We start from the raw sequence: 24,294 nt of genomic DNA on the forward strand, positions 1-24,294 counted from the left end.
AATGAATACGGAATATAGCATTAGCGAAATTAAAAGTAGTATATATGAATGTATCAAGAAAGGCGCCTCAGCTCCTGAGATAATGTCATTACTATTTTTAGGCAATCAATTTGTCAGTAAAGAGTCTGCTTTGTGGGACTATAAATATGAACTTGAAAATGATGATGCTTCTCTCTCAAAAGTGATAAAGCAGATAAGTAGCTTTTACAATAGCCATGGGGGATACATTATCTATGGAGTCCAAGAGATAGTAAAAGATAAAAAATTCATACCTGTCTCGATTGATTTGGAGAAAATAAACATTGCACAGATACGGAGCCTATTGAGTAACTATCTGGATAAAACTGTCGATTTTTCTTATACTGAAACAACAATTTCAATTGGAAGTGACGAGTTCAATATTGGAGTCATCCATATTCCTAAAAGGGATAAAGAGGATAGATCTCCAGCTAAAATGATAAAAAATTCAAAGAACAATCAATCCACACCGGATAAAAAATTAATTTTTAATGAGAATGATGTTTATTTTAGAAAACTCGATGAATGTAAAAAAGCAGTATACTCTGAGGATTGGCAGTTTTTGTTCTCTAGTAGGGAACTAACTCTATTAAAAACCAAGCAAATAAATATAACTATAGATCATAACCTCCCAGACAAAAAAATGATTTTCTCAGACTTCGTTGGAAGAAAGGATACTCTTTCCCAACTATGGGAATGGTTATCCGATCCATTTGAATACACAAAAATACTAGCAGGTGATGGTGGCAAAGGTAAAACATCCATCGCTTATAGATTTTGCCAAGACTTCTTAGAATCAACACCTATTGGTTTTGAACGAATAGTATGGTTAAGTGCCAAGGATAAACAATTCTCTGGTATAGATGATAGCTTTTACGAATTAAGGCAAGTGGATTTTTCAGATTATAATAGCTTTTTATTAGCTCTTGCAGAGTATTGTGCACTTGATACAGATGAGCTCGAATCAACTTCGATTCAGAATATAAAAATAAAACTTAGAAGTGCTTTACCAATATTCCCCAGCCTGATAATAGTCGATAACGTTGACTCTCTTGAGCAAAAAGAACAATTACAGATTGTTGATGCTTGCAGACAGTTCGGTCAAAATAACATTCGATTTTTGATCACAACACGCAACAGATTTTCTTACTCAGACGATTCATGCATTGAAATTCGAGGGCTTGAAAAAGATGATTATGAAGAGTTCTTGGATTCAAATGTTATAAAATACAATCTCCAAAAACCTACAAATAGACAAGCACAAAACATATATTCCGCTACTGATGGTTCACCTTTACTAACTCAATCTATTCTTAGACTGTGTAGGCTTGGAGATAGTTTTGATTCCGCCGTTACTGAATGGAAAGGACAGGCTGGTGAAGATGCACGAAGCGCAGCCTTACAAAGAGAAATAATGGGGTTAAGTTTTGATTCCAAGAGAGTTATATTATGCATCTTCTATTTTGATAGCTGTTCAAAAACTGAATTACAGCAAGCATGTGGATTTGGCAAGTTAAGATTAAATGATGTACTTATGGAACTTCATTCTTTGTTTCTCGTGAATGCACCAAAATTCATTGACAATGAAGATAGATTTTCCATTTCAACAACAACAAAATTAATTATTAAAGGAATTCAAGAAAAACTTGCAACTGACCATGCCAAACTAAAATCAAATATTCAAAAATCAAGACTTGGTCTAAATACTACTGGTAAGAAAGGGAATACTAAACGTATTGGATTAGCAATTAGCCAAGCAATCGCACTTATGAAAGAAGATAGAGAACCCGAAGCGATAAAAACTATTACCACAGAACTGCAAAGGCAACCTCAGAACCCTGACTTATTACTAGCACATGCTAGATGCATTATTCAATCGAGGAAACCAGATTATGAAGAGGCAAGAAAAATATTAAGAAGCGCCTACGATAATGGTCAAGACAAAGAAATGCTTTTTGATTTTTGGTATAACTGTGAAAATATCTTAGGATCAACAGCTGGTGAAATTGAGGTTTCAAAAATTGCTCTAAGTATAGATAAATTCAAAACGTACAAATGGTCTTATTATTTAGCTAAAAGTTTAGTTTTTCGGTCATCACTTCGCACTGGCGTTGATAAAATAACTGATTTAACTGATGCAAGCATCTATTTATCTAAAGCTATAAAAGACCCACAAAATAAAAATAAAGACGAGCACAAATCAGAATCAAATGAGATACACAATCTTATTTGGAAGAATTTAGAAAATGACATGTCAATTAGCTGGGTTCAGTCTTATAACTTCATGATGGAATTAGTAGATCATGGCGACATCAGGGCATTTATATTCAAAAATGCTCACAGGTGCATTCTTGAGGCTGAAAGTGAAGCTAAAACACAAAGAGCTAAGTTGCAAGTCATAAAACTAAAAGATAGATTTAACAAATCTATAGAATCACTTAGAAAACCCAATGCATCCTTGAAAGATTTATCTTTCGAGATTAATGAGTGAATCAATAGAAATTCGAATGGCGCGTCTGTTTATTTTTATTAAACTTTCGCGCTAACAATCTAGCCTATAAAAAAATTAATATAAACACTTCAAGACCGGGAAATTTATTCAAAAAGCATGAAGGTATAATACTTTAACAATTTGATGGGTGTTATAAACACTTTTTACTTGTCTGCACGCAATACTCCCACTCCAATCCCTTCTACTTTTAGTTAAACATTAAACCCATTAAACACCTGCGCGCGCAATTCTCCCCGCCTGCCCGCTGCTGACTTAGTTCACTGGTTTTAATGCATGAAGTAAAGCCTCTGAAGGCCAGTGTAGCAAGGGTTCTGAGCCATTTTGAGCACTCCCGATTGCATGCAAAACCATGCACCCTATGTATGCAGAGCTCGCAAGGACAGGCTAGCCAGAGAAAAGGCTGTCAGGAGAGGCGGTTTTTCACTGCATAATGAAAAATGCCGCCTTATTCGAAAGCGGCACTTGAGATAATTTTTTTGGGAATTGAAAGCGAGCCTAAATTTATATTTCCCGCTTCATATTTTCTCTTTTAACAATTTTACTGACACTTTCATTTGTTTTAAATGCGCATGAACACTCCAGCCTGGTGCACTGATAATAAGACTCCTTTGTCTGTTCGGTGATATAACGGCTTGTGCGAATGTGAGAAACTGAGCTGCAAAGCGGGCAGCGCATCATTTGCTATTACTCCTTATTTGAATCGATACGCTGGGAGAGTTTTTGAGCCAGTAATTGTCTTTTTATCGGGCTATGCAGCAGCCCCATATCGACACCAGGCAGCGCAGGAGAATGCATCCCGATTTTCTCCAACATAGGTTCAGCATCCATGTTGAACTGACCGATGCGAGCCGCCCCGACAAGCGCCTCGCCAACTTCAGCGCTGACAATTTTGGCGGGCTCTACATAATGACTGGATTGTGTTTCCTGATAACTTACGGTGGATAACGCCAGAAGTTTCAGTTTTACAGCGCGTACCAGCGCCGGACTGAGATAGTTGATGGCCATGCGCCACTGTGTATCAGCATAGGCATTCAGTGCGCTGCGGTGTGCGCTAATTAACGCTCCCCCAGCATTAGCACAATGCAACATCGCCGACTGTTTCTCGACATTCAATTCTTCAATCAGGTCATCGAACTCTTTAACTAATCCCTGCTGAATAGCCCGCTGACTGTGCGCGTTCCTGAGTTCGTCAGTCATAACCCCGCGTGACTTGCGAAAACGCGAACGCCAGCTCTCTTCGTTCTCTTTGATTTCGCTGTTCGCCGTTTCTTTTTCCTGGGCGCATCGGGCAATCGAACTTTCAATTTCATCAAGTGCACGCTTTTTCTCAGCAAACGCCGCTTTGGCCTGCTCAAAGTGTTGGATAGCACCTTCCGCGTTTCCTGATGATGGCTTTTCGTTGTGACCGGCTTTGACCTGAAGAAAGTCCTGGATAACGGCTTCGACGGTTTTGGTTGAATCGGGTTTCATGGCATACCTCAGCAATGTGTTGTCAATTTGAGGATATTGTGGGGAGGCTGGCACAACATTTCTATCTGATGGCGTTTACTCAGCGCTGGTACAACGGGCAGGGAAGTAAACCAGGAAAGTGCAAAGAGTTTATATTTCTATAAATACTATTCACTACTGTTCACTTTAAAATAAAAAATAATAAAATCATTAATTTAAGAAGTGAACACTTCATCTAAAGGTATCCACTCACTGTTCACGACTGTTCACTGTCTTCAAAAGCCCTTTTTCTGGCTAGCCCAAAATAAATGAATGTTTATTCCTATTAATAAATATAGAAACGGTAAAAAAACTATAAATAAAAACACAACATGCACATCACTGCATTACATTGCATGACAACGTTTGCCAATGATTGCCATCGTTCCATTCCGCCTTGTTAATGCACAATTGAGCGGCGCGGGGGCTTGTTGCTAAACGCAAAAATATTATCACAATAGGGGGCTCCTTAACGAAACAGCCGGTACTGGTCGCGTCCAGCCGGATACAAATATGAGGTAGCACCATGCTCTCCACCGCTCAAAATACGCCCCCTTCTTCTGCCCCTGTGATACCACCGGCCTATCCACGCGATCGCTTTATGCGACTGCCGGAAGTAATCCACACCACCGGCCTCTCCCGCTCCACCCTCTACGACTTAATCAGCCGTCAGCAATTTCCTGCCCAGATTTCTCTCGGTGGCAAGAACGTGGCCTGGCTGGCCTCCGAGATTGAGGGCTGGATGAATGACCGCATCGCCGCACGCGTTCAGGAGACCATGCAATGATTTCTCTGTCTGTCGGTCATCATAATATCCAGCTCAATACACAAGAGGCGGCCTATCTGGCTGAAGGTCTGATGGCTGCCGCCTGCGGCAGAAAGAACCCTTTACCTGCGTTTACCAGCAATACCCTGGGCGTGTTATCCGTAACAACCGAAAGCATTAACTCAGAGGATGATTTGCACTTCCGATCAAATCCGCAGCAGTCCGATCAAGTCCTGACCGATTGCTAAGGAGAAAGCGCCCATGCAGCAAAAAAGGCTTTTCTCTGGCGAGCCCCTGCTTTATAGTTTTTGTGCTGCCGCAAAATCGGCAGCCGGGCGTGGAAACCCGAGTTACTTATTGGCGACACAACACGCGCCATGCGTGTTTTTTTATGTCGATGCCTTTGCGCACCTGTTATCTGCACAGTGGTTTCTTAACCGTTGTGCTTATCTAGCAATGGTGGCTCAGGCGGGGCTGACCTCGGTCAGGCCGGTTTCCAATAAGGCCGGTATTTCCACCCCCGTCTGGGCTACCACCCATAAGCGTGGAAACTTCGGTGGTAGCAATAACCAATACTTATTGGAGGCTGCCACCATGGCTACAACCCTCACCACGCAACACCCTAAATTTACGTTCCTGTTTGCCGCCGTTCGCCGCGCTGAACCTAAAGCGCCAATCTGCATGCTGCGCTCCGCTGCCGACAATGAACATTCTGCCCGTCGCCTGTTTGCCCGTGACTACGTGCTATGTTTTGCCGGTCGCCTGCCCGCTCAGGAGGCCGCATGAACAAGCTCGCTTCCTTCTACTTCCCCAACACCCATTACCCTATTCCGCATGCTGATTTCCTGCGCCTGCAACACGCGCACAACGTCGGCGTGATGTTCCTCGACATGCTTGATACGCAGGACACCTTCGGGCATGTACCCAGCGGGGATCAGCTGAATTCCATGGCCTCAATGGTTGCACTGCTGACTGACCAGCTCGGCAAAGTGGTAGACACCTGCGAAACAGCCATAAAAACGCAAATGGAGGATGTCTACGAATGAATATAACTCAGCAGTCCTGTCTGCCGGTTGAAGTGCTCACCGCACTCTACCGGCGCGCACTGGCACAGGCCTATCTCGACGCCTGTACCGCCTACGGCGTTGAAACCGGCTACACGCTTGATGAACTGCAAATGACCATCGCGGCAGCAGTCGAAAGCTATTACGTCCGTCAGCACGGCGCACAGCTAGGGATGGACATCGCCTGCGCCATGCTCCGCGATATGGTGCAGCCCGATATTCTGGTGGCAAAACCCCGCCTGACACCGCTCGGAGAATCCATGATGGACGAGCTGTTCCGGCCTTGTCTTCACACCACTCCTGAAACCACGCTGCACTGACAGAGGCGCATATGACACAAATGATTGTTCAAAACACCGTGAGCGCCGCGACAGGGCGCTGGCCTCAGCTTCTGCCCGCGTTGGGTATAACCGTTGCCCCTCACGGGCATCATTCCGCCTGCCCCGTTTGCGGGGGCAAAGACCGCTTTCGCTTCGATAATCAGGCAGGAAGAGGAACCTGGATATGTAACCACTGCGGTGCCGGTGACGGATTAAATCTGGTTGCGAAAACGCTGGATATCACCACGAAAGAAGCCGCCGTGAAGGTGGCTGAGATTCTGGGAGAGGCTCAGCCACTTGCAGTTCATCACGACGAGGCCGCAGTAAAGCAGCAAAAAGACGATGCCCGCCAGAAGGCAGCCGCGCAGGCGAAAATGTTGGTGAATGCCGCCCGCAAAGCTTCCGGTAATGCCTATCTGGAGAAAAAAGGCTGGGCGGATAAGGAGGCACTAACCTTACAGGGTAACGGCCTGCGCGTGGGCGGCTTAGATTTCGCGGCGGGTGACCTGGTCATTCCGCTTTATGATTTGTCAGGCAACCTGGTCAACGCCCAGCTCATTAACGGGTCGGGGGAAAAACACATGCTTGCGGGTGGGCAGGTTACCGGTGCCGCTCATCATTCTGAAGGGAACGACAACGCTGTTATCTGGATGGCAGAAGGCTATGCAACCGGTCTGACAATACATGCGCTGACCGGCGAAACCGTGTATGTGGCACTGAGTGCCAATAACTTCCCTCATCTGGCTGAGTGTCTGCGTAAGAAATACCCTGACGCCGTGCTGCTAATGGCAGCAGATAATGATGTTAACGGTACAGGGCAGAAGAAAGCGAAAGAAGCCGCAAATCTGGTCAACGGGAAGGTTGCGATCCCCTTAATCGCCGGTGACTGGAACGATGTATTCATGCAGGAAGGTCGTGACAATACGCTGAAACAGCTTCGCGTCTTTACTCAGCAATCCCCACGGAGTCCTTTCGATACGGTCAGTGACGCAGACCTTAAATCCATGAGCGCAAGCGAGAAAGCGGAACTATTAATAACCCATTATGAACAACGGTTAGCGGTACCGCAGGTGGGTGAAGACCTCTGCCGCTATGAGAATGGCGCGTGGCAAGTATTGCCCCACGGCATTCTTAGCCGAGAGATCGCCGCTTTATTTCAAAAAATCCGCGCGCCCTTCTCTGCACCTGGTATTAGCGGGATTATTGATACCTTGAAGCTGATGGTGCCTCAAACAGGGAAACCGGCGAGAAGATTGATAGGTTTCCGCAATGGAGTGTTTGATACCGCCACAGGACATTTTAGTCCCCACAGCCCGAACAACTGGCTGCGAACCGTAAACAGTGTTGATTACACACAACCTAAAGCCGGTGAAAACCTTGCAGAGCATGCCCCTCACTTCTGGCAATGGCTGACGCGGGCGGCAAACCGGCAAAGCGATAAGCAAGAGCGCATTCTCGCGGCGCTTTTCATGGTTCTGGCAAACCGTTACGACTGGCAACTGTTCCTTGAAGTGACAGGACCAGGCGGCAGCGGTAAAAGCGTCATGGCAGCCATAGCGCGCATGCTTGCGGGAGAAGACAACACTACTTCCGCAAGCATTGAGACTTTGGAATCCGCACGTGAGCGTGCTTCTGTGGTCGGATACTCACTGATTGTGTTGCCCGACCAGGAGAAATGGAGCGGCGACGGCGCAGGAATTAAAGCCATCACTGGCGGCGATGCAGTAGCGATTGACCCGAAATATCGTGATGCTTATTCAACACATATTCCGGCGGTTATTCTGGCAGTGAACAATAATCCAATGCAGTTCAGTGACCGCAGCGGCGGTGTCTCGCGTAGGCGCGTGATCATCACGTTCCCCGAGGTGATACCCACGAATGAACGAGATCCACGACTGATAGAGAAAATAGGTCAGGAATTGGCCGTCATCGTTCGCCACCTGATGCAACGCTTTGCCGTTCCTAGTGAAGCACGCGAGCTGTTACAGCAACAGCAGAATTCCGATGAAGCACTGGAAATAAAACGCAGTGCCGATCCGTTGGTAGATTTCTGCGGTTACCTGCTCGCTGTCAGCACACCAAACGGCCTTTATATTGGCAACGCCAACATTATTCCGGCTAACCCGCGCAAGTATCTCTATCACGCATACCTGTCGTTTATGGAAGCGCGAGGGCATCAGCGCCCTATGAGCCTGACGGCCTTTGGTCGGGCTGTACCGCAAACGTTAAGGGAGTATGAAATTGAATTTTTGAAGCGGAAGACTAATCAGGGAATGCAGACCAACCTCACCTTAAACGATGACAGTGAGGCGGATTGGTTGCCGAAGTGCGAAACGCCTTAAGCTAACGTGAATTTGTACTGTATGAAATCACTGTGCATTTAGATTGATATTTTGGCCTGCTTGCAGGCCTTTTGTCCCATAGGTAAGGGAAACGCATTCATTGAATGCCTATTAATAAAACTAGTATTTTACTAAATAAATCTATGACAAAATATTTTACTTTTTTCTAAAATCAACAAAACCTATAACTCTGGCGGGTATGAACATGGAAATCAACAACAGAGAATATGCGGTGATCATTTACACGCTCATTCTATTCCTGTTTTTTTTACAAAAAGGAACATCAGGGAATTGCTTTTTGAGATGTTACGATTATTTATGCATAGGAAAATACTTTACCCACTAATGATGGCAGCGGGGTGGGTAATGGTTTGCATAACAGTTTTAAATAATCTAGGGATTTGGAGTATCAACAATCTTAAAACCACTATTGTGTGGAGCATAACCTTTGCATTTGCATCTTTATTTGAAATAAAAAAAGTTGAAGAAGAAAAATACTTCTTCAAAAAACAAGTTAAAAATACACTGAGCATTACTGTAATATTGATTTTCATAATGGAGTTACAAACATTCTCTTTTATCTCAGAAATGATCATACTGCCTATAATCACTTTCTTATCCCTACTTATAGTAGTAGGCGATATAAAAGAAGAAACTAAAAAAGTCAGCACCATTATTAAATATTTATTATCTATTTTTGTCATTTTTTACTTCATTCACTCATTATATATATCCCTACAATCTCCCTTGGAGACATTTTCAAAAAATAACTTAACTGAGTTTCTAACCCCTATAACTCTATCATTGATGTTTTTACCTTTCGTTTACATATTCTATTTAGCTCAAGCCTATGAAACTGCCTTTGTTAGCTTGGAGTTTAGATTCGATAACAAAGAAATTTTAAAAAAAGCCAAGCTTCTAATCATCATGAAATTCAGAAACGATGTTAATAACATGCGCATTCTTATTCGGGAATTAAATCACATTAATAACATCGATCAACTTAATGATAAAATACATGAGATAAAAGAAAGAATTAAAAACCAATCCGACGCATCAATAAATAGACAATACGGCACATGGTCACCATTTATTGCCAAAAACTTACTATCTAAAATTGGTTTAGTGACTAATGATTATCATCCTTCAGAAGATGAATGGTGGGCATATAGCCCCATGATTGAAATTGGAGAAGGAGAAATCATTAAAGATAATATTGCATTTTATATTTACGGAAACCAGAACTCAGTAAAAAAATTCAAGATACGATCACATATTAATAATTTACCGATATCAAATATAACACTTGATTTTCTAAAACTAGCCTGCACGAAACTAATTTCTCAAGCAGCTCCAGAAATCAATGTAGACATAGATAACTTAGTTAATCATTCAAAGGACATGAAAATAGAACAGAGTAATTATAGAATTTCAGTTACCAGAGAAAATTTTGAAGGTTCAATAAAAGGTTATACGTTAAATTTAAGTATAGAGAAAACATCCTCTTTATGAAGTTCTGGAACTATTGGTTGATTTATGGACAGGTTATCTTTGATAGCACCTGTCCTAAGAATTTAAGCAAAACGATTAACTTATAAGACTCGAAAACTGCAAGTTCATTTAATGTGCAGACCATCAACTCGTCACTTATAGTGAACTGATTTCATCTACTAATCACCGCATAACTAACTGTTTATTATAATCATTAATGCAAAAGTGAACACTGTGACCAGTTTTTCTATAAATCTTTTTGTATCGCGTAGGCTAGTCAGAGGTATCCTACTCAAAGCGTTCAAAATATGAACATAACGAAGTACGATTATCTGCATTGGTATACGTTTAGGTATACACCACAAACCTGAATTCGTAATTAACTAGTTAAAACATTAAGTTAGCTAATTTCCTCAACTTCCCCCAGCCCAAACAAGGTTTCGGTTATTACCAGATAAGACCGTTACCGCAAAGAAAGCCGCAGCCTGCAAGGGTTTGCGGCTTTTTTATTGCCTGTTTTCAAACCCCATTGGTATCCCTTACGCCCCAGAAAATTTCATTGATCTATTTCTTCGGTTAATTTAGAGTTTACTTAAATTAGTAAACTCTAAATTAAAATATGAAAAATACCGAAATCCGTTTTCTGCAAGAAGGTGCTGCTCAGGCGGCACAACTTCTTAAGTCCATGAGTAACACCAATAGATTAATGATTCTTTGCATGCTCATTGACTCGCCAGGCACTTCTGCGGGCGATCTGAGCAGGTTGACCGGGTTGAGTCCTTCCGCGACCTCCCAGCATCTGGCAAGGATGAAGGAAGAGGATTTGATTGAATGTTCCAGAGATGAGCAAAGAAGGAATTACTTCATCAAAAATGAATTGATTCGAAAAGTTATCGCAACGTTAAAGGACATTTACTGCCCTGAGGATGTCAAATGATCGTGAAGACCGTAACTCCATCTGAAGCACAAGAGCTTATGAACAATGGCAGCACATTGATCGATATCCGTGAACCTGCAGAATTTTTGCGTGAACACGTGCCCGGAGCACACTCTTTCCCGCTGTCTGACATCGTATTGGGAAAAAGCATTAAAAATCTTCCGATACAACATCCTGTCATTTTTCACTGTTTAGCAGGCTCCCGGACAACTCAAAATGCCGAGGCACTTGTCAGAGCTGCGGCACCCGTCCCGGTTCTGTTGCTTTCAGGAGGAATTAACGCCTGGAAAAGCGCAAATCTTCCAACCGTAGAGGATAAAAAACAGCCTCTCCGATTATGCGACAAGTTCAAATCGCAGCCGGAACGCTTATCCTTATCGGGATCCTGATGGGATACACAATCGATACAAGCTTATTTCTTTTGTCCGGATTCGTCGGTGCGGGCCTTCTTTTTGCGGGTATCAGCGGCTGGTGTGGAATGGCGATCCTGCTTTCCAACATGCCGTGGAACAGGATTAAAAAATAAGTATGGGGTTTTTAAAAAAGCCGCAGCCCGTGAGATGTACGGCTTTCTGTGCAGTTAGTGCCAGTGATTATTTTCACATCTGTCCTTCGTTGCGAAGGAAGCATATTGGCAGAGCATTTACTGTGCTTCTAAATAGTGCTTGAGCGTCATTCGCAAATCTGGCGTTAATTCTTTGATGTTATTAAGCATCCAGCGCAAATATGCCGGATCATCTTGCGCGATTTCCTCAATTTTTTTACCACGATATTTACCGAACATCATTGTGCTCACCAGCGCAGGACGCCCGGTGAGCGTCACCATCTGTTCAGGTGTCCAGCCTGACTCATCCATAATCCGAATCAATAACGCCGCCGTGATATAGCAGTCAAAAAGCGCACGGTGATGATGAAGCTCCGCAGGCGTTTCCACTTGCAGCTTGAGGGATTTGTATAACCCCATATTGCTGTACTTGATGCCAGGCCATAAACGTCGCGCAAGTTTGACAGTACAAATCCATTCACCTGACATCTCAGGGAGCATACGCTGGTCAAAGCTGGCGTTATGGGCAACATAATATGGGCTGCCGTGGTAACGAGGAATGATGTCCTCTATCCAGGGTTTATCGGCCACCATGGCTTCGGTTATTTTATGAATTGCCATCGCCTGATAGCTAATAGGACGGTCGGGACGCACCAGATCGCTCATCGGATTGACGATCTGTCCATCTACGATATCGACAGAAGCAACTTCAACCACACCACCTTGCAATCCACAGGTTTCCGTATCGATAACGCGCAACATATTCCACTCCAGATGACCAGCAAACGCCGACTAAAAATGTAAGCGTAAAGGAATGAACTCACTCTGCCAACAGCTGAATCATTGAAAAGTAAACCGTGGCCATCGTTCACTGCTAAATCCAGGAACGACCGTGCAAAGCCTGCGGCTGAAAAAGGGTGAACTCCATGTCACATATCAAATACGAACAGAAAGACTTCGCCTAAGGTTTAAAAAATATCGGCTCCCCTCTTTGCAGCCGCACAGAAACAACGCGGCGGCCACACTTTCCTGAATTTATCTCTCAAATTAATCTGCCTGCTGCTGCAACGACTCACATTGTTTTCGATACTCAACGCAGCGTCAGAAACTGCCCGTTCCCCAGTTTCTCGGGTTGGCTTACATTCATCACCAGGAAGACGTCTGCAACCTGAAAGGAGTTAAACAAGAATGAGGTCTATCGCTGTGTCTCTGAGAGCCTGTTGGGCCTCATCGCTGATATCCGTGTCCGTAATGATGGTGTCGATTTTTTCCATCGGCAGCACCAGGTTATACCCGCGACGACCAAATTTAGTGGAATCGGTGACGACGACAACGCGCTGAGCGGCATCGGCCATAATCCCGCTGATGCTGTAGCCCTCATTAAACGTCGTGATTCCGGTCGCCGCATCCAGACCATCGGCTCCCACGAACATCAGGTTAGCCACGATGCCCTGCAAGGCATACTCCGTGATGTTGCCATGCAATGAACGCGTTTTGTGCCTCAGCGTTCCGCCACAAACAACCAGCGTGATATCCGGGTTCTCAGACAATACAAAAGCCGCCGGTAAGTTATTAGTAATGACCGTGATATCGCCGGATTTCACCAGTTCCTCAGCCAGCAACATAGTGGTGCTACCGCTATCAAGGATCACCGTATCGCCGGGCTTCACCATGCCTGCCGCAGCCTGCGCAATGCGCTTTTTAGGATCGCTGGCCTGAAGATAACGCTCTTCGAGAATCAATTCGTCCTGCGGCTTATCCTGCCCGTCACTTGCCTTGTCTTCACGTTTTGCTGCGCCGCCATGAAACCGGGTGAGTTCGCCTTTTTGCCCCAGCAGGGTCAGATCCGCACGAACAGTTACCTCAGACACACCGAAAGCATTCGAAAGCTCAGCAACCTGAACGGTGCCTTTCTGATTCACTAATTCAACAATTTTATTGCGACGATCGTAAGTATTCATCCTGTTTAGTCCAAAACGTCCTATTTCGCACAGTGTAAACAAAAGATATCGAAGTGAGGATAAAAAATTAACGGGGATGTGAAATACAGCACGCTTAGCTTGCCGCCGGCCTCGCCAGAAAGCATCCCCCTCTCTCGCCACTCAATCCAAAATGAAAGAAAACGAATGAAATGACTTACGAAATATTACGATCATCATCACGAAACACAAACAACGCTATTGTTAGACTTTCGAAAAGACACGAATATCTTCGAAAACAAACGGAGGAAAAATGAAAGAAATAATCAGGAAGCATAAGAGTGGCGAAAGTATCGGGATATGCTCAGTCTGCTCAGCTCATCCTTTAGTGATCGAGGCCGCGCTAAGAGAAGATCTGCACAGTGGTCGTAAGGTGCTGATTGAAGCTACATCTAATCAGGTTAATCAGTACGGCGGTTACACCGGTATGCTGCCGATTGATTTTCGCGATTTTGTTCTCGCAATAGCGGAGAAATTGGGGTTTCCGGTTCAGCGTCTTATTTTGGGAGGTGACCACCTCGGGCCAAATTGCTGGCAGAGTGAAAATGCTGAAAGTGCGATGAGCAAAGCGGAAGTCTTGATCGCACGCTACGTCGAAGCCGGATTCAGCAAGATCCATCTCGATGCCTCGATGTCCTGTGCGGACGATCCTGTCCCGCTTGATCCTCTCGTTGTGACTCAGCGCGCAGCCCGTTTATGCAAGGTCGCGGAAAAGGTCGCGACACCACAGCAGAAACAGGTGCTGACGTACGTTATCGGGACAGAAGTTCCGGTACCCGGTGGCGAAGCGTCCGCGATTAAGCATGTTCATGTGACCGAAGCCAAAGATGCCAAAGCGACGCTGGATATGCACTATCAGGCATTCCGTGAAGCAGGGCTGGAAAGTGCCATTGATCGGATTATCGCCGTCGTTGTTCAGCCGGGAGTTGAATTTGATCACAGCCGCGTGATCCACTATCAGCCCACTCTGGCAGAGGATTTATCAGCCTTTATCGATGACACCCCGCTGGTTTATGAAGCGCACTCTACCGATTACCAGACCCGTGATTCATACCGACATCTGGTAAAAGACCATTACGCGATCCTCAAAGTGGGTCCGGCACTGACGTTTGCGCTGCGTGAGGCTGTATTCGCGCTGGCCAATATCGAACAAGTCCTGGTTGCACCTGAATCCCGCAGCCAGATCCTCACAGTGATCGACGGCGTGATGCTTGATGAGCCGGGCTACTGGAAGAAGTATTACAACCCGACGTTCAGCCTGTCACTTATCGACCTGCACTTCAGCCTTTCCGATCGCATTCGCTACTACTGGCCACATGCCCGTATTAATCGCGCGATGGAAGTCCTGATCGGTAATCTCCAGTCGCTTGATATCCCACTTGGTTTACTGAGTCAGTACCTGCCAGCTCAGTTCGAACGGGTGATGTCCGGTGAACTTGCCAGCCATCCTCATGAACTGATCATCGACAAAATCCAGGATGTATTACGTGCCTATCACTTCGGCTGCACGCCACAAGTGAAGGCCTGTGGGGAATGCAACCATGCATAACTGCCAGGTATTTGTAAAAACAGGCATCGCCTTCGAGGATTGCCACGAAGCACTGACGCACATCGGTGAATCTATGGTGCAGGCGGGCGTTGTACAGACCAGCTATCCGCAGGCGTTATTGATTCGTGAAGCGGAATTTCCAACCGGCATTCAGCTCGAACACCATGCGGTGGCTATTCCGCATTGCGAAGCCATGCACGCCCGCACCCCGTCCATTTATCTGATCCGTCCGGACGCACCGGTGGAGTTTTTCCAGGCTGATGATGAAGGCACTGTCGCGGCTTCGCTGATTATTGCGTTGATCGTCACCCATCCCTCTGAGCAGTTGGTGTTATTGCGCAAATTATTCAGCCAGCTGCAGGAACCCACGTTTTACGAAAGCCTGCTTACTGTGCCTGAAGACCAGCTGGCAGAACTGTTTAAACAACACGTTTTTGTCACGGCGCCGGAGAAAGCTGCCGCGGTGTAAACCTGAATCCCCTGTAACTCAAACTGTACCCAAAGCCTTACAAAAAAATAACACCAAAAAACAGACCATCAAGGAGCCTTACCGTGAAACGAAAAATTATTGTTGCCTGTGGCGGAGCCGTTGCCACCTCGACCCTGGCGGCAGAAGAAATCAAAGAGTTATGCGAAGCACACGGCATCAAAGTGGATCTCGTGCAGTGCCGCGTGACGGAAATTGAAACCTACATGGACGGCGTCCACCTGATTTGTACCACGGCCAAAGTTGACCGCACGTTCGGCAGCATTCCCGTCGTACATGGCATGCCGTTTATTTCCGGCGTCGGTATGGATGCTTTGCGCGAACAAATACTGACCCTGCTGCAGGAGTGAGCCATGTTTACCGAAATAATGCGCTACATCCTCGATCTCGGGCCAACCGTCATGTTGCCCGGCGTAATCATCATTTTCTCGCTGATATTAGGGATGAAATTAGGTGATTCGTTTAAATCTGCCATTCACATTGGCATTGGGTTTGTGGGTATCGGGCTGGTCATTGGTCTGATGCTGGATTCAATCGGGCCTGCAGCGAAAGCGATGGCTGAGCATTTTGAAATCAATTTACAAGTCGTGGATATCGGCTGGCCGGGATCGTCACCGATGACCTGGGCATCGCAAATTGCGCTGGTTGCTATTCCGATTGCTATCGGTGTGAACATCATTATGTTGCTGACCCGCATGACGCGCGTGGTCAACGTGGATATCTGGAACATCTGGCATATGACCTTCACCGGCGCAATGTTGCATCTCGCGACGGGCTCGTACTGGCTGGGGATCATGGGTGTGGTGGTTCATGCGGCGTTTATCTACAAGCTGGGTGACTGGTTTGCCAAAGATACGCGGGACTTCTTCAACCTCGAAGGTATCGCTATTCCTCACGGCTCCTCGGCCTATCTCGGCCCGATCGCCGTGCTGGTAGATACTCTCATTGATAAAATCCCAGGGCTGAACAAGATCCACTTCAGCGCAGATGATGTCCAGAAACGCTTTGGTCCGTTTGGCGAGCCGGTCACTGTCGGTTTTGTGATGGGCCTGATCATCGGTTATCTCGCCGGATATGACATCAAGGGTGTATTACAGCTGGCCGTTAAAACGGCGGCGGTTATGTTGCTGATGCCACGGGTGATCAAACCCATCATGGACGGTTTAACGCCGATTGCACGCCATGCCCGTACCCGCCTGCAGGCGCGCTTTGGAGGACAAGAGTTCCTGATTGGTCTGGATCCGGCGCTGTTACTCGGTCATACCGCCGTCGTCTCAGCCAGCCTGATCTTTATCCCGCTGACAATTTTGATCGCCGTGCTGGTTCCGGGAAATCAGGTGCTTCCGTTTGGGGACCTCGCCACCATCGGTTTCTTTGTCGCCATCGCCGTTGCTGTACATCAGGGCAACCTGTTCCGCACGCTGATCTCAGGCTGCATCATCATGAGCATCACGCTGTGGATTGCCACGCAAACTATCGATTTGCACACCCAGCTGGCTGCAAATGCCGGTGCGCTAAGCGCAGGCGGCAGAGTGGCGTCGATGGATCAGGGCGGGTCACCTGTCACCTATCTGTTGATTCAACTTTGCACACTGAAAAACGTTGCCGGGCTGAGCATCATCGGCACGCTTTATGCCATTGGAGTATTCCTCACATGGCGTCGTGCCCACAACTTCACCAAAACTGAAAAACTGGCCGCAGCTCAGGCTAACGCGTAAATCTTCATCCGGCGGGGGAATTCCCCCGCCATAAGGAAATCGACTATGAAATCTGTCGTTGTAAATGCTGGCGGGGCGATGATCGTGGAAGAACGCCCGATGCCTGTGCTGAACGCCCCGGATGATGTGCTGGTGCGCATTGCCTATTCCGGCCTCTGTGGATCCGACATTCCACGTATTTTCTCACAGGGTGCACATTTTTATCCCATTACGCTGGGACATGAATTTAGCGGCCACGTGGTCAGTATCGGAAAAGATGTTGATGATATTCAGGAAGGTGATGCTGTGGCTTGCGTGCCGTTATTACCCTGTTTTAAGTGCGAAGAATGCCGCAAAGAGGCTTATTCACAGTGTAAGCACTATCAGTTTATTGGTTCACGCCGCGACGGCGGCCACGCAGAGTTTGTCGTGGTTTCCCGTAAAAATTTATTCCGGCTTCCCGAAAGTTCTTCCCTTATTCAGGGCGCATTTTTGGAACCTATTACCGTCGGCCTGCACGCATTAAAACTCGCGGGGGGATGTGAGGGCAAAGAGGTGATCGTGATTGGAGCGGGCACTATCGGCCAGCTGATCATCCAGGCGGCTGCGGCATCAGGCGCAAAATCCGTGACAGCGATTGATATCAATCAGCAACGCCTGGATCTGGCACTGAGAACCGGCGCCAGCCATGCCTGCAACAGCGCTGAAATGAATGCGGAGGAAATCCGTCAGCATAACCACGAACGTCGCTTTGACCAGTTGATCATTGAAACCGCCGGTACCCCGCAGACCGTGGCACTCTCGCTGGATATAGCCGGTCCCAAAGCACAGGTCGTTCTGGTCGGTACCTTGCATAAAGAACTGACGCTTAACGTCGCCACCTTCAGCCATATCCTGCGCAAAGAGCTGACGTTGCTGGGCAGTTGGATGAATTACTCTGCGCCGTGGCCAGGCAGTGAATGGCAGCAGGCAACGCAGCTGTTTGCCGAAAACAAATTGAACCTTGAGCCGCTTATCGCGAGCGTTGGCAATCCGCAGGAGTTCGTTGCGGATGTGACTGCACTGGCGGGCAAACCCATGACCGGAAAAATTCTGCTGGATATGACAGGGAGCTGAAGCAATGTATCTCATTTCAAACAGGGAAATGCTGCTGGCGGCACAACGCGAAGGTTATGCGGTGCCAGCTTTTAACGTCCACAATCTCGAAACCGTTCAGGTGGTGGCAGAAACCGCAGCGGCCATGAGCTCGCCAGTGATTCTGGCGGGAACACCGGGAACATTCAGCTATGCGGGAACCGATTATCTGATGTCGATATGTCAGGAAGCGGCACGCCAATATGGCATTCCGCTGGCGCTGCATCTGGATCACCATGAAGAACAGACCGATATAGAGACAAAAGTCCGTGCAGGGATCCGCTCCGTCATGGTCGATGCTTCACACCTTCCCCTGGCGCAAAACATCGAAAAGGTCTGCCAGACGGTACGCTTTTGTCACGCATTTGACGCCAGCGTAGAGGCTGAGCTCGGGCGTCTTGGCGGGCAGGAAGACGATCTGGTGGTGGAAGACGGCGACAGCTTTTTCACCGATCCGGTTGTGGCAAAACACTTTGTGGAAACGACCCGTATTGACTCGCTCGCCGTCGCGATCGGTTCTGCTCACGGCTTGTATCAGGGAGAGCCCAAACTGGATTTCACCCGGCTGGGGCAAATTCGCCAGCAGGTCGATATTCCTCTGGTGTTACACGGTGCCTCGGGGATCCCGGAGCATATGATCCATCAGGCGATTGAACTGGGGATCTGTAAAGTCAATGTTGCCACGGAGCTGAAGATCGCCTTTGCCGATGCGGTAAAAGGGTATTTTTCTGAACATCCTGACGCCAACGATCCGCGTAAATACATTGTGCCGGGAAAACGTGCCATGCAGAAAGTGGTCGAGGAGAAGATCAGAATTTGCGGGAGTGCCGGGCGATTATAAGTGCCAGCGTTCATAAACCGGCTCACTCAGCGAGCGGGATAAGGAAACAAAGCGGAGAGATTTCTCCGCTTACCAGACTTTTATTATCGCGCCGGTTGCAGCCATCAATACGTTCTGATTTTATGGGTGTTCTTCGAAAGTGAATGGAAACCGCTATGACAACGCTCAACCACTTTGGTCAGCCCATCGGCGATGCCCTGCCCGACTGGCAACCGCGAGAAAAACCGACGCACGTCCAGCTTGATGGCCTCTGGTGCCGCCTTGAGCCACTGAAAAGTGAACGCCACAGTCAGGATCTGTTTAACGCCTGGCATAGCATTGATGACAACCGTGACTGGACTTATTTTTCGGTGGATCGTCCTGCCACGCAGTCAGATTGTGATGCGTTTATTGCTCAGCAGGAGAAAAGCCAGGATCCGCTGTTTTTCGCCGTCATCGACCTCGCCACACAACGGGCAATCGGCAGCGTTGCTTTGATGCGTATCGATGCCGTCCACGGCGTTGCGGAAATTGGTTGGGTAAACTGGTCCCCACTGATGAAACGCTCACGTTTTGGCACGGAAGCTATTTACCTGTTGCAACGCTATCTGTTTGAAACCCTTAAATATCGCCGCTGTGAGTGGAAATGTCACAGCCTAAATGAACCGTCAAAACTGGCTGCGGAGCGTTTTGGGTTTCAATACGAAGGGACATTCAGGCAAGCGCTGGTCAATAAAGGTCGCAATCGCGACACTCTCTGGTTCTCGCTGCTTGATCATGAATGGCCCGCGTCAAAAAGCATGTTTGAACAGTGGTTGAGCGCGGAGAATTTCACACCTGAAGGCCAGCAGAAACAGCGACTGGAAACACTGAGAAAGTAAAACAGGTCCCGCATTTTCACTGACGCGGGACATGTGATAGCAAAAGATTATTGCCTGGCGGAAAGTACTGTAATATCTGGCCAGGCATAAATGATATTGCGTGAACGCCAGAGTGGCCCGGCATCGGTATAGCGTCCGGCCTCCCGGCCACCCAGAGCGGCATAAAAACGGATGGCGGATTCGTTGCCCTCTACCACGCCCAGCCCGGCAGCGCGATAGCCCGCAGACGCGAGATAGCGGGCAGCGTCGCTGATTAAACGCTTGCCTATGCCCTGACGTTTAAAATCACCAGAAACATACAGGAATTTAATTTCAGCCATTTCCCCAAATTCAGGATTGGATGAAGCAGACGCCAGACAAAATCCCGCCAGTTTTCCGTCAGCCTCGGCCAGTAAAATGCATTGTGATTCAGCGGGATGTTCAAACTTGTCCTGCCAGAAGATTTTACGACGCGGCACGTCGAGCGCGGAAAACGCCTCTGCGGGTGCCAGAGAGCGATAGGTATCACGCCAGATAGCAACGTGTAATGCAGCCAGCGCATCAATATCGGCTGGCTGCGCAAAACGGAATGTTAAAACAGGCACAGGATCCCTCACTTTATCTGGGTAAGTATCGGAAAAATAACGCTCAGGCCAGTATAGTCAGCTTTTTTCCTCGCGCGCCAGCAAACTACGCTTGCGCTCGACGCCCCAGCGATAACCAGAAATATGACCGTCGGTTTTTACCACCCGATGGCAGGGGATCGCCACCGCCAGCACGTTTGCGGCACAGGCTCCGGCCACGGCGCGAACTGACTTGGGTGCGCCAATTTTGCGGGCAATATCCGCGTAACTGGCAGTGGAGCCGACCGGGATCTCGCGCAATGCCTGCCAGACTCGCTGTTGAAATGCCGTGCCGCGAATATCCAGCGGCAGATCCAGCCCCAACTGCGGCGCTTCGATGAAACCAATGACCGAAGCGATACGCTGTTCAAAGTCCGGGTCGCCGCCCAGCAATTCAGCCTGCGGAAAGCGATTTTGCAGCTCAATGATCAACGCCGCCGGGTCATCGCCGAGTAAGATCGCGCAAATCCCCCGCTGGCTTTCAGCGATCAGGATCGCGCCGAGCGAAGATTCTGCAATCGCAAACCAGACGCGCACATCACGCCCACCCGAGCGGAAAGCCTGCGGCGTCATGCCCAGCGTCGCCGCGGACGCCTCATAAAAACGCCCGTCGGAAGGGTATCCGGCCGCGTGAATGGCCTCGGTGACCGTGGCTGTATCCGTCAGCTTTTCGCGTACACGGCGCGCACGCTGCGCCTGCTGATACTCTTTCGGCGTCACACCTGTGTGGGCTTTGAAGAGACGGTGGAAATGGTAAGCGCTGATGCCAACAGTGCCGGCCAGATGATCCAGCGTCAGTACGTCTGTTGATGTCTCCAGCAGACGGCAGGCTTGCGCCACACGCTGCGCGTGAAATTGCGCCAGTGAAATCAGCCCCTGGCGACAGCGTTTACAGGGCCTGAAGCCTGCCTGCTCGGCATCTTCAGCACTGTCGAAATAGACAATATTTTCCGCTTTAGGCTGTCGCGACGGGCAGGAAGGCGCGCAGTAAATACCGGTGGTTTTTACCGCGTATACAAATTTGCCATCTGCGCTGGCATCGCAGTTAATCACCGCCAGCCAGCGCGGATCCTCACTCTGGATGCTGTCATTGTTGATCGTTACTGACCGGGGAAGGATTTCAGTTTTGCCTGACATTTTTTGCCTCACATTGACTGACTGGATGAACATCAGCATAAACCGGGGATCTGCCGCCTGCCCTCCGGCTCTTGCTTTCTCATTCAGCCATGCCAGCGAACACGCATGACGCTTCTGGCCGGTCATGCGTGAGCAGTCGCCGTGCGACGTCAGACTGACGGCGGATTACAGGTCTAACGTGCCGTCGATCAGGGTAACGGAATCCCCTCCGATCCAGGGTTCGCCGTCAACGAAAGTGACCGTCACGCGGCCCTCGCGCTGAAGTTTTGTGCCCTGCCGTACGAGGTAGGTGTCTGCCATGTGTGCGCCATCCGGGAAGTTTGCCGCTTTCAGAACCCTTGCCAGACAGGCATTGGCGCTGCCGGTGACCGGGTCTTCTTTCAGCACACCGTCTTCATCAATAATCGCCCGCACTTCATAATCTGCCGCAACGCTGTCATCGTGCAAACCGTAAACCGCGATGCCGTTAACTCCCAGCTGTTTTTGGAGCTGACTGACGGCTGCTGCATCGGCAGAAATATTCAGGCAATCCTGCGCGCTTTCCATCCGCACCACCAGCCAGATGATACCCATGTCGACCGTAACCGGCGTCACATCGGCCTGGATTTTGCCCCCGCGCAGTGCGGTCGCCAGCAAGGCGAAGTGCTCTTCTTCCAGCGGTTTGAGCACCGCCGGAGGCGCGGAAAATGCCTGTCCGCCTTCTGCCAGCTGTTTCACCTGCACCAGCCCGACACCGCATTCCTGCACCAGATAGCCTGAATTCTTTGGTTTCAGCCCGCTTTGTAACAGCGCATACGCCGTGCCCAGAGTCGGGTGCCCGGCGAATGGCAGCTCTTTATCGGTGGTGAAAATCCGCACACGGTAATCAGCTTCCGGTGACGTGGGTGTGAGCACAAATGCCGTTTCCGCAAGGTTGGTCCAGCGGGCCATGGCGAACATGTCGTCGTCTGTCAGACCTTCGGCATCCAGGATCACAGCCAGCGCATTGCCTTTGAGCGGCTCGGCGGTGAACACATCAACTTGTTTAAAACGGCGCAGGCGGGTCATAGCTAATCCTTTTTAATCATTGAGGAATAAATAGCGAAGTGACTGAGTTTAGGAATATTTCGATAAGTTATCGAGAAAAATGTCAGTCGCCAATGGCTGATCTATGCTTAAGGCACTTTCCAAAACATTTAATAAAACACAAGGAACAGAAAGATGCCCGCGAAGGATTTGATCGGTATTGGCATCGGCCCCTTCAATTTGAGCCTGGCCGCGATGGCAAAAGATACGGAGAAACTTAACACCGCCTTCTTTGATGCAAACCCGGAATTCAGCTGGCACCCTGGCATGTTGTTGCCAACCGCCACCATGCAGACCTATGTCTTACAAGATCTGGTGACCACCGTCGCCCCACGCAGCGAATTTTCTTTCATCAATTATCTGGTGGAACAGAAGAAAATTTACCGCTTTCTGGCAACGGAACAGCTGATCATCAGCCGCGATGAGTTTTCCGATTACCTGCGCTGGGCGTGCGACCGCATCCCCAATTTGCACTTCTCTGCGCCGGTAGAAAGTATCGATTTCGACGATAAGCGGCAGGAGTTTGTGGTGCAGAGTGAAAAAGGCGAGCACCGCGCACGCAATATTTGTCTCGGCACCGGTCATGCGCCGTGGATCCCCAAAGCGGCCCGCGCGGCGCTGGGGGAGAATTGTTTTCATGCCGCTGAAATTGAACTGCGTGAACCCGATTTCACCGGCAAACGTATTGCCGTCGTCGGTGGCGGGCAAAGTGGTGCCGATATCATTCTCAATGCCCTAAGCGGCCACTGGGGCGAATTCGCCGAGCTGAGCTGGCTGTCGAGACGCCCGAATTTTCAGCCGCTGGATGAATCGATTTTCACCAACGAATACTTCACGCCTGAATATGTGAATTATTTTTATACCCTGCCCGAAGAGGTGCGCGAGCGGGAGATTGCCACGCAAAAACTGCCTTCCGACGGCATCAGTTACCACACGCTGGAAGATATCTATAAGCAGCTTTATCACCGTTTTGACGTCCTGCATCAGCCGCGCAATGTACGTTTACTGCCGCACCGCGCGCTCGATCATATCGCGCGCAATGCCGCAGGAGATTTCAGTTTGCAGGCAAGACACGGGCTGGAAAACTGCGAAGAACATTTCAGTGCCGATATTGTGATCCTGGCGACCGGCTATCGCCCCGGTTTACCGGACTATCTCGCGCCCATGCTCGGGAGGATCCCTTACGATCGGGAGCAGCATTTGCCGCTGCAGCCGAATTTCAATCTGCGCTGGGACGGCCCTGAACAGAACCGCATTTACGCGGTTAATGCCGGTATTCACAGCCATGGCAGCGCGGAAGGGCAACTGACGCTGACCGCCTGGCGCTCGGCGAAAATCCTCAATCATCTGCTGGGGGAAGCGCATTACGATTTGCAACTGGTGCCTTCGCTGGTGCAGTGGTGGGCAGGTAAATAGCAGGCACAAAAAAGCGGAGCCACGGCTCCGCTTCTCTCTTGCGGC

Annotated in this window: 24 protein-coding genes and 1 pseudogene; 18 read left to right on the forward strand and 7 right to left on the reverse strand. The window is 48.4% G+C overall.

Going from position 1 to position 24,294, the window contains the following annotated elements:
* Position 1 precedes the first annotated feature (1 nt).
* Positions 2 to 2,509, forward strand: a complete 2,508-nt coding sequence (locus tag ACO0U8_RS06395) for an NB-ARC domain-containing protein (protein ID WP_421670472.1) — start codon at positions 2 to 4, stop codon at positions 2,507 to 2,509.
* A 522-nt stretch (positions 2,510 to 3,031) separates the two neighbouring features.
* On the opposite strand, the gene ACO0U8_RS06400 is transcribed toward ACO0U8_RS06395, so the two are convergent.
* A complete protein-coding gene (locus ACO0U8_RS06400) occupies positions 3,032 to 3,208 on the reverse strand; it encodes an ogr/Delta-like zinc finger family protein (protein ID WP_095924867.1) in 177 nt (58 codons plus the stop codon).
* Positions 3,209 to 3,214: 6 nt separating this feature from the next.
* Positions 3,215 to 4,000 carry a capsid protein gene (locus ACO0U8_RS06405; RefSeq protein ID WP_421670473.1) on the reverse strand — a complete coding sequence of 262 codons (786 nt, stop codon included), beginning with the start codon at positions 3,998 to 4,000 and terminating at the stop codon, positions 3,215 to 3,217.
* Positions 4,001 to 4,544: 544 nt separating this feature from the next.
* On the opposite strand from ACO0U8_RS06405, the gene ACO0U8_RS06410 reads away from it, so the two are divergent.
* From ACO0U8_RS06410 to ACO0U8_RS06450, 9 genes and pseudogenes are all read left to right on the forward strand, one after another.
* Positions 4,545 to 4,805, forward strand: coding sequence for a helix-turn-helix transcriptional regulator (locus tag ACO0U8_RS06410; RefSeq protein ID WP_421670474.1), 261 nt, complete (start codon positions 4,545 to 4,547; stop codon positions 4,803 to 4,805).
* A complete protein-coding gene (locus ACO0U8_RS06415) occupies positions 4,802 to 5,032 on the forward strand; it encodes a hypothetical protein (RefSeq protein ID WP_421670475.1) in 231 nt (76 codons plus the stop codon). Before ACO0U8_RS06410 ends, ACO0U8_RS06415 begins: the two co-directional genes overlap by 4 nt.
* A 13-nt stretch (positions 5,033 to 5,045) precedes the next feature.
* Complete coding sequence (locus ACO0U8_RS06420) at positions 5,046 to 5,570, forward strand: host cell division inhibitor Icd-like protein (protein ID WP_421670476.1); 525 nt, start codon at positions 5,046 to 5,048, stop codon at positions 5,568 to 5,570.
* Positions 5,567 to 5,830, forward strand: a complete 264-nt coding sequence (locus ACO0U8_RS06425) for a hypothetical protein (protein ID WP_379671613.1) — start codon at positions 5,567 to 5,569, stop codon at positions 5,828 to 5,830. The genes ACO0U8_RS06420 and ACO0U8_RS06425 overlap by 4 nt, the downstream gene beginning before the upstream one ends.
* On the forward strand, positions 5,827 to 6,168 hold the full coding sequence (locus ACO0U8_RS06430; RefSeq protein WP_421670477.1) for a DUF5375 family protein: 342 nt from the start codon (positions 5,827 to 5,829) through the stop codon (positions 6,166 to 6,168). Before ACO0U8_RS06425 ends, ACO0U8_RS06430 begins: the two co-directional genes overlap by 4 nt.
* An 11-nt stretch (positions 6,169 to 6,179) precedes the next feature.
* Positions 6,180 to 8,510 (forward strand): primase-helicase zinc-binding domain-containing protein, encoded by a 2,331-nt coding sequence (locus tag ACO0U8_RS06435; RefSeq protein WP_421670478.1) that lies wholly within the window; start codon positions 6,180 to 6,182, stop codon positions 8,508 to 8,510.
* A gap of 303 nt (positions 8,511 to 8,813) precedes the next feature.
* Complete coding sequence (locus ACO0U8_RS06440; protein WP_421670479.1) at positions 8,814 to 10,022, forward strand: hypothetical protein; 1,209 nt, start codon at positions 8,814 to 8,816, stop codon at positions 10,020 to 10,022.
* Between the two features lie 598 nt (positions 10,023 to 10,620).
* Positions 10,621 to 10,938 carry an ArsR/SmtB family transcription factor gene (locus tag ACO0U8_RS06445; RefSeq protein WP_421670480.1) on the forward strand — a complete coding sequence of 106 codons (318 nt, stop codon included), beginning with the start codon at positions 10,621 to 10,623 and terminating at the stop codon, positions 10,936 to 10,938.
* Positions 10,935 to 11,464, forward strand: a pseudogene (locus ACO0U8_RS06450) (rhodanese family protein). Before ACO0U8_RS06445 ends, ACO0U8_RS06450 begins: the two are co-directional and overlap by 4 nt.
* A 117-nt stretch (positions 11,465 to 11,581) precedes the next feature.
* Here the strand turns inward: ACO0U8_RS06450 and exoX are convergent.
* Positions 11,582 to 12,244 (reverse strand): exodeoxyribonuclease X, encoded by a 663-nt coding sequence (exoX, locus tag ACO0U8_RS06455; RefSeq protein WP_421670481.1) that lies wholly within the window; start codon positions 12,242 to 12,244, stop codon positions 11,582 to 11,584.
* Positions 12,245 to 12,660: 416 nt separating this feature from the next.
* Positions 12,661 to 13,443, reverse strand: coding sequence for a DeoR/GlpR family DNA-binding transcription regulator (locus ACO0U8_RS06460; RefSeq protein ID WP_056773108.1), 783 nt, complete (start codon positions 13,441 to 13,443; stop codon positions 12,661 to 12,663).
* 271 nt (positions 13,444 to 13,714) lie between these two features.
* Between ACO0U8_RS06460 and gatZ the strand changes: the two genes are divergently transcribed.
* The 7 genes from gatZ to ACO0U8_RS06495 all read left to right on the forward strand — a co-directional run bounded on the left by gatZ (position 13,715) and on the right by ACO0U8_RS06495 (position 20,029).
* Entirely contained in the window at positions 13,715 to 15,010 is a 1,296-nt protein-coding gene (gene gatZ / locus ACO0U8_RS06465; protein WP_421670482.1) for a tagatose-bisphosphate aldolase subunit GatZ, read from the forward strand.
* A complete protein-coding gene (gene gatA, locus ACO0U8_RS06470; protein ID WP_421670483.1) occupies positions 15,003 to 15,479 on the forward strand; it encodes a PTS galactitol transporter subunit IIA in 477 nt (158 codons plus the stop codon). The genes gatZ and gatA overlap by 8 nt, the downstream gene beginning before the upstream one ends.
* Positions 15,480 to 15,562: 83 nt before the next feature.
* Positions 15,563 to 15,847 (forward strand): PTS galactitol transporter subunit IIB, encoded by a 285-nt coding sequence (gene gatB / locus ACO0U8_RS06475; protein ID WP_056773114.1) that lies wholly within the window; start codon positions 15,563 to 15,565, stop codon positions 15,845 to 15,847.
* 3 nt (positions 15,848 to 15,850) lie between these two features.
* Positions 15,851 to 17,215 carry a galactitol-specific PTS transporter subunit IIC gene (locus ACO0U8_RS06480; RefSeq protein WP_056773116.1) on the forward strand — a complete coding sequence of 455 codons (1,365 nt, stop codon included), beginning with the start codon at positions 15,851 to 15,853 and terminating at the stop codon, positions 17,213 to 17,215.
* Positions 17,216 to 17,260: 45 nt separating this feature from the next.
* Complete coding sequence (gene gatD, locus ACO0U8_RS06485) at positions 17,261 to 18,310, forward strand: galactitol-1-phosphate 5-dehydrogenase (RefSeq protein ID WP_421670484.1); 1,050 nt, start codon at positions 17,261 to 17,263, stop codon at positions 18,308 to 18,310.
* A 4-nt stretch (positions 18,311 to 18,314) separates the two neighbouring features.
* Positions 18,315 to 19,169 (forward strand): tagatose bisphosphate family class II aldolase, encoded by an 855-nt coding sequence (locus tag ACO0U8_RS06490; protein WP_421670485.1) that lies wholly within the window; start codon positions 18,315 to 18,317, stop codon positions 19,167 to 19,169.
* Positions 19,170 to 19,324: 155 nt separating this feature from the next.
* Complete coding sequence (locus tag ACO0U8_RS06495; protein WP_421670486.1) at positions 19,325 to 20,029, forward strand: GNAT family N-acetyltransferase; 705 nt, start codon at positions 19,325 to 19,327, stop codon at positions 20,027 to 20,029.
* Between the two features lie 47 nt (positions 20,030 to 20,076).
* On the opposite strand, the gene ACO0U8_RS06500 is transcribed toward ACO0U8_RS06495, so the two are convergent.
* The 3 genes from ACO0U8_RS06500 to ACO0U8_RS06510 form a co-directional block, all read right to left on the reverse strand.
* On the reverse strand, positions 20,077 to 20,613 hold the full coding sequence (locus ACO0U8_RS06500; RefSeq protein ID WP_421670487.1) for a GNAT family N-acetyltransferase: 537 nt from the start codon (positions 20,611 to 20,613) through the stop codon (positions 20,077 to 20,079).
* 57 nt (positions 20,614 to 20,670) lie between these two features.
* Positions 20,671 to 21,768, reverse strand: a complete 1,098-nt coding sequence (gene ada / locus ACO0U8_RS06505) for a bifunctional DNA-binding transcriptional regulator/O6-methylguanine-DNA methyltransferase Ada (protein ID WP_421670682.1) — start codon at positions 21,766 to 21,768, stop codon at positions 20,671 to 20,673.
* Between the two features lie 165 nt (positions 21,769 to 21,933).
* The gene (locus ACO0U8_RS06510; protein WP_421670488.1) at positions 21,934 to 22,815 is read right to left on the reverse strand and encodes a PhzF family phenazine biosynthesis protein; all 882 of its coding nucleotides are present in this window, start codon (positions 22,813 to 22,815) and stop codon (positions 21,934 to 21,936) included.
* Between the two features lie 153 nt (positions 22,816 to 22,968).
* Between ACO0U8_RS06510 and ACO0U8_RS06515 the strand changes: the two genes are divergently transcribed.
* Entirely contained in the window at positions 22,969 to 24,249 is a 1,281-nt protein-coding gene (locus ACO0U8_RS06515; RefSeq protein WP_421670489.1) for a lysine N(6)-hydroxylase/L-ornithine N(5)-oxygenase family protein, read from the forward strand.
* Positions 24,250 to 24,294 lie beyond the last annotated feature (45 nt).

Origin of the sequence: Rahnella sp. EDr1-12 (assembly GCF_049206505.1) — a bacterium.
Classification (GTDB): domain Bacteria; phylum Pseudomonadota; class Gammaproteobacteria; order Enterobacterales; family Enterobacteriaceae; genus Rahnella; species Rahnella rivi.

What these genes read in the sequence shown, in the direction of transcription:
- gatZ (WP_421670482.1), top strand. Translation starts at nt 13,715, where the DNA reads ATGAAAGAAATAATCAGGAAGCATAAGAGTGGCGAAAGTATCGGGATA.
- ada (WP_421670682.1), bottom strand. Translation starts at nt 21,768, where the DNA reads ATGTCAGGCAAAACTGAAATCCTTCCCCGGTCAGTAACGATCAACAAT.
- ACO0U8_RS06440 (WP_421670479.1), top strand. Translation starts at nt 8,814, where the DNA reads ATGTTACGATTATTTATGCATAGGAAAATACTTTACCCACTAATGATG.
- ACO0U8_RS06490 (WP_421670485.1), top strand. Translation starts at nt 18,315, where the DNA reads ATGTATCTCATTTCAAACAGGGAAATGCTGCTGGCGGCACAACGCGAA.
- ACO0U8_RS06395 (WP_421670472.1), top strand. Translation starts at nt 2, where the DNA reads ATGAATACGGAATATAGCATTAGCGAAATTAAAAGTAGTATATATGAA.
- gatA (WP_421670483.1), top strand. Translation starts at nt 15,003, where the DNA reads ATGCATAACTGCCAGGTATTTGTAAAAACAGGCATCGCCTTCGAGGAT.
- ACO0U8_RS06460 (WP_056773108.1), bottom strand. Translation starts at nt 13,443, where the DNA reads ATGAATACTTACGATCGTCGCAATAAAATTGTTGAATTAGTGAATCAG.
- ACO0U8_RS06415 (WP_421670475.1), top strand. Translation starts at nt 4,802, where the DNA reads ATGATTTCTCTGTCTGTCGGTCATCATAATATCCAGCTCAATACACAA.
- ACO0U8_RS06430 (WP_421670477.1), top strand. Translation starts at nt 5,827, where the DNA reads ATGAATATAACTCAGCAGTCCTGTCTGCCGGTTGAAGTGCTCACCGCA.
- exoX (WP_421670481.1), bottom strand. Translation starts at nt 12,244, where the DNA reads ATGTTGCGCGTTATCGATACGGAAACCTGTGGATTGCAAGGTGGTGTG.
- ACO0U8_RS06515 (WP_421670489.1), top strand. Translation starts at nt 22,969, where the DNA reads ATGCCCGCGAAGGATTTGATCGGTATTGGCATCGGCCCCTTCAATTTG.
- ACO0U8_RS06425 (WP_379671613.1), top strand. Translation starts at nt 5,567, where the DNA reads ATGAACAAGCTCGCTTCCTTCTACTTCCCCAACACCCATTACCCTATT.
- ACO0U8_RS06420 (WP_421670476.1), top strand. Translation starts at nt 5,046, where the DNA reads ATGCAGCAAAAAAGGCTTTTCTCTGGCGAGCCCCTGCTTTATAGTTTT.
- ACO0U8_RS06410 (WP_421670474.1), top strand. Translation starts at nt 4,545, where the DNA reads ATGCTCTCCACCGCTCAAAATACGCCCCCTTCTTCTGCCCCTGTGATA.
- ACO0U8_RS06445 (WP_421670480.1), top strand. Translation starts at nt 10,621, where the DNA reads ATGAAAAATACCGAAATCCGTTTTCTGCAAGAAGGTGCTGCTCAGGCG.
- ACO0U8_RS06510 (WP_421670488.1), bottom strand. Translation starts at nt 22,815, where the DNA reads ATGACCCGCCTGCGCCGTTTTAAACAAGTTGATGTGTTCACCGCCGAG.
- ACO0U8_RS06435 (WP_421670478.1), top strand. Translation starts at nt 6,180, where the DNA reads ATGACACAAATGATTGTTCAAAACACCGTGAGCGCCGCGACAGGGCGC.
- ACO0U8_RS06400 (WP_095924867.1), bottom strand. Translation starts at nt 3,208, where the DNA reads ATGATGCGCTGCCCGCTTTGCAGCTCAGTTTCTCACATTCGCACAAGC.
- ACO0U8_RS06480 (WP_056773116.1), top strand. Translation starts at nt 15,851, where the DNA reads ATGTTTACCGAAATAATGCGCTACATCCTCGATCTCGGGCCAACCGTC.
- gatD (WP_421670484.1), top strand. Translation starts at nt 17,261, where the DNA reads ATGAAATCTGTCGTTGTAAATGCTGGCGGGGCGATGATCGTGGAAGAA.
- ACO0U8_RS06495 (WP_421670486.1), top strand. Translation starts at nt 19,325, where the DNA reads ATGACAACGCTCAACCACTTTGGTCAGCCCATCGGCGATGCCCTGCCC.
- ACO0U8_RS06405 (WP_421670473.1), bottom strand. Translation starts at nt 4,000, where the DNA reads ATGAAACCCGATTCAACCAAAACCGTCGAAGCCGTTATCCAGGACTTT.